A 236-nucleotide genomic window follows, 5' to 3' on the forward strand; every position below is an offset into this window, starting at 1 on the left:
AGCGGGGCGTTGGCCGCGGCCGAGCCGCCGCCCTGGTTGTTGTTCAGGTTCACCTGCATGGCCTGCGGCGCGCTCTGTTGCGGCACGGCACCGCCGCCCGCGCCACCGGCTGCGCCCGGCGTGGTGCTCTGCTGGTTCGCCGCCATCGCGGCGCGCAGAGTGGCTGCCAGCCGCACCGCATCGGCGTTCTTCAGGTAGACCACGTAGATGTTGCCGGCCGCGCCGTTGCTGCTTTC

The 236-nt window shown here is 72.5% G+C and carries 1 pseudogene; it reads right to left on the bottom strand.

From position 1 onward, the window contains the following. Positions 1-236 (bottom strand): annotated as a pseudogene (locus ACCC97_RS28915) (type II secretion system protein GspD); the annotation flags it as partial.

This window comes from Variovorax sp. Varisp85 (assembly GCF_047304045.1).
Lineage (GTDB): Bacteria > Pseudomonadota > Gammaproteobacteria > Burkholderiales > Burkholderiaceae_C > Variovorax.